This is a genomic window from Chitinophaga sp. 05T412, assembly GCF_056396465.1.
Window position 1 is genome coordinate 1 of record NZ_JBFTLN010000038.1, and the last position, 2700, is coordinate 2700.

Here is a 2700-nt window from a genome sequence, read left to right on the forward strand (position 1 = left end):
CCGTTAGTGATGGTCCATACCAGTGTAGCGGTATGACCAGCCAGCAGGGTCACTTTGGTATTGTATGCAGAAGTATCTGCAATAGTGATCCATGATTGTTTACCACCAACAATGGTCCATGCACCGTATGCTCCGAACTGAGCAGGCTTGTTAGCCGCGAGTGTGAAGATGGAGTCATTACAGTGTTTCTGTTCAGGACCAGCTACTGAAGTAGAAGGCACTTCGAAGTTGGTGAGTTTCACCTGGCTGGTAGTAGCGGCACAAGTGCCGTTAGTGATGGTCCATACCAGTGTAGCGGTATGACCGGCCAGCAGGGTCACTTTAGAATTGAATAAAGTGCTATCTGCAATAGTGATCCAGGACTGTTTACCACCAACAATGGTCCACGCGCCATATGCTCCGAATTGCGCAGGCTTGTTAGCCGCCATTGTAAAGATGGAATCATTACAATGTTTCTGTTCAGGACCGGCTACAGCGGTAGAAGGTACTTCGTAGTTGGTGAGTTTTACCTGGCTGGTAGTAGCGGCACAGGTACCGTTGGTAATGGTCCATACCAGTGTAGCGGTATGACCAGCCAGCAGGGTCACTTTAGAATTGAATAAAGAGGTGTCGGCAATAGTGATCCAAGATTGTTTACCACCAACAATAGTCCATGCACCGGCTGCACCCATTTGCGCCGGCTTGTTAGCCGCCATTGTAAAGATGGAATCATTACAGTGTTTCTGGTCGCCACCAGCTACTGCAGTAGAAGGTACTTCGTAGTTGGTGAGTTTTACCTGGCTGGTAGTAGCGGCACAGGTACCGTTGGTAATGGTCCATACCAGTGTAGCGGTATGACCGGCCAGCAGCGTCACTTTGGTATTGTATGCTGAAGTATCTGCAATAGTGATCCAAGATTGTTTACCACCAACAATGGTCCACGCGCCATATGCTCCGAATTGCGCAGGCTTGTTAGCCGCCATTGTAAAGATGGAATCATTACAGTGTTTCTGTTCAGGACCAGCTACAGCGGTAGAAGGTACCTCATAGTTAGTCAGTGTTACCTGATCAGAAGTAGCTGCGCAGGTACCGTTGGTAATGGTCCATACCAGTGTAGCGGTACGACCAGCCAGCAAGGTCACTTTAGAATTGAATAAAGTGGTGTCCGCAATAGTGATCCAAGATTGTTTGCCCCCTACAATGGTCCATGCACCGGCTGCACCCATTTGCGCCGGCTTGTTAGCCGCCATTGTAAAGATGGAATCATTACAATGTTTCTGGTCGCCACCAGCCACTGCAGTAGAAGGTACCTCATAGTTAGTCAGTGTTACCTGATCAGAAGTAGCTGCGCAGGTACCGTTGGTGATGGTCCATACCAGTGTAGCGGTATGACCGGCCAGCAGGGTCACTTTAGAATTGAATAAAGTGGTGTCCGCAATAGTGATCCATGATTGTTTGCCACCTACAATAGTCCATGCACCGGCTGCACCCATTTGCGCCGGCTTGTTAGCCGCGAGTGTGAAGATGGAGTCATTACAGTGTTTCTGGTCGCCACCAGCCACTGAAGTAGAAGGTACTTCATAGTTGGTGAGTTTGACCTGGCTGGTAGTAGCGGCACAAGTGCCGTTAGTGATGGTCCATACCAGTGTAGCGGTATGACCGGCCAGCAGGGTCACTTTAGAATTGAATAAAGTGGTATCTGCAATAGTGATCCAGGACTGTTTACCACCAACAATGGTCCACGCGCCATATGCTCCGAATTGCGCCGGCTTGTTAGCCGCCATTGTAAAGATGGAATCATTACAATGTTTCTGTTCAGGACCGGCTACAGCGGTAGAAGGTACCTCATAGTTAGTCAGTGTTACCTGATCAGAAGTAGCTGCGCAGGTACCGTTGGTAATGGTCCATACCAGTGTAGCGGTATGACCAGCCAGCAGGGTCACTTTAGAATTGAATAAAGTGGTATCTGCAATAGTGATCCATGATTGTTTGCCCCCTACAATAGTCCATGCACCGGCTGCACCCATTTGCGCCGGCTTGTTAGCCGCCATTGTAAAGATGGAATCATTACAGTGTTTCTGGTCGCCACCAGCCACTGCAGTAGAAGGTACTTCATAGTTGGTGAGTTTCACCTGGCTGGTAGTAGCGGCACAAGTACCGTTAGTAATGGTCCATACCAGTGTAGCGGTATGACCGGCCAGCAGAGTCACTTTAGTATTGTATAAAGTAGTATCGGCAATGGTAATCCATGACTGTTTGCCACCTACAATAGTCCACGCGCCGTATGCTCCAAATTGAGCAGGCTTGTTAGCTGTCATAGTGAAGATAGAGTCATTACAGTGTTTCTGCTCACCACCCGCAGCTGCTATATCCGGTGTAGGATAATTTACAACAGAAACGGCTGCACTGGTCGAATCACAAACGCCGTTGGTTACCCACCAGATAAAGGTTACTCTGTTACCAGCAGGAACAGTTACTGTGGTCGTTGCTTTAGTGCTATCGGTGATGGTTACACCCGGAGTAGGAGTAAATCTCCAAACACCTTTACCACCGAAGGTAGTAGTAGGATCATTTCCTTTAATAGTGAAYGTAGCGTTATTACATTGTGCCGCCACACTATCAACTTTGGCAACCACCGGTTTAGGATAGTTTACAACAGAAACGGCTGCACTGGTCGAATCACAGACGCCGTTGGTTACCCACCAGATAAAGGTTACTCTG

At 48.5% G+C, this 2700-nt stretch carries 1 protein-coding gene; it reads right to left on the minus strand.

The window, feature by feature from the left end:
• Positions 1–2700 (minus strand): hypothetical protein (locus tag AC1DFM_RS34545; RefSeq protein ID WP_477081342.1); only part of this gene is annotated, 2700 nt, incomplete at both ends.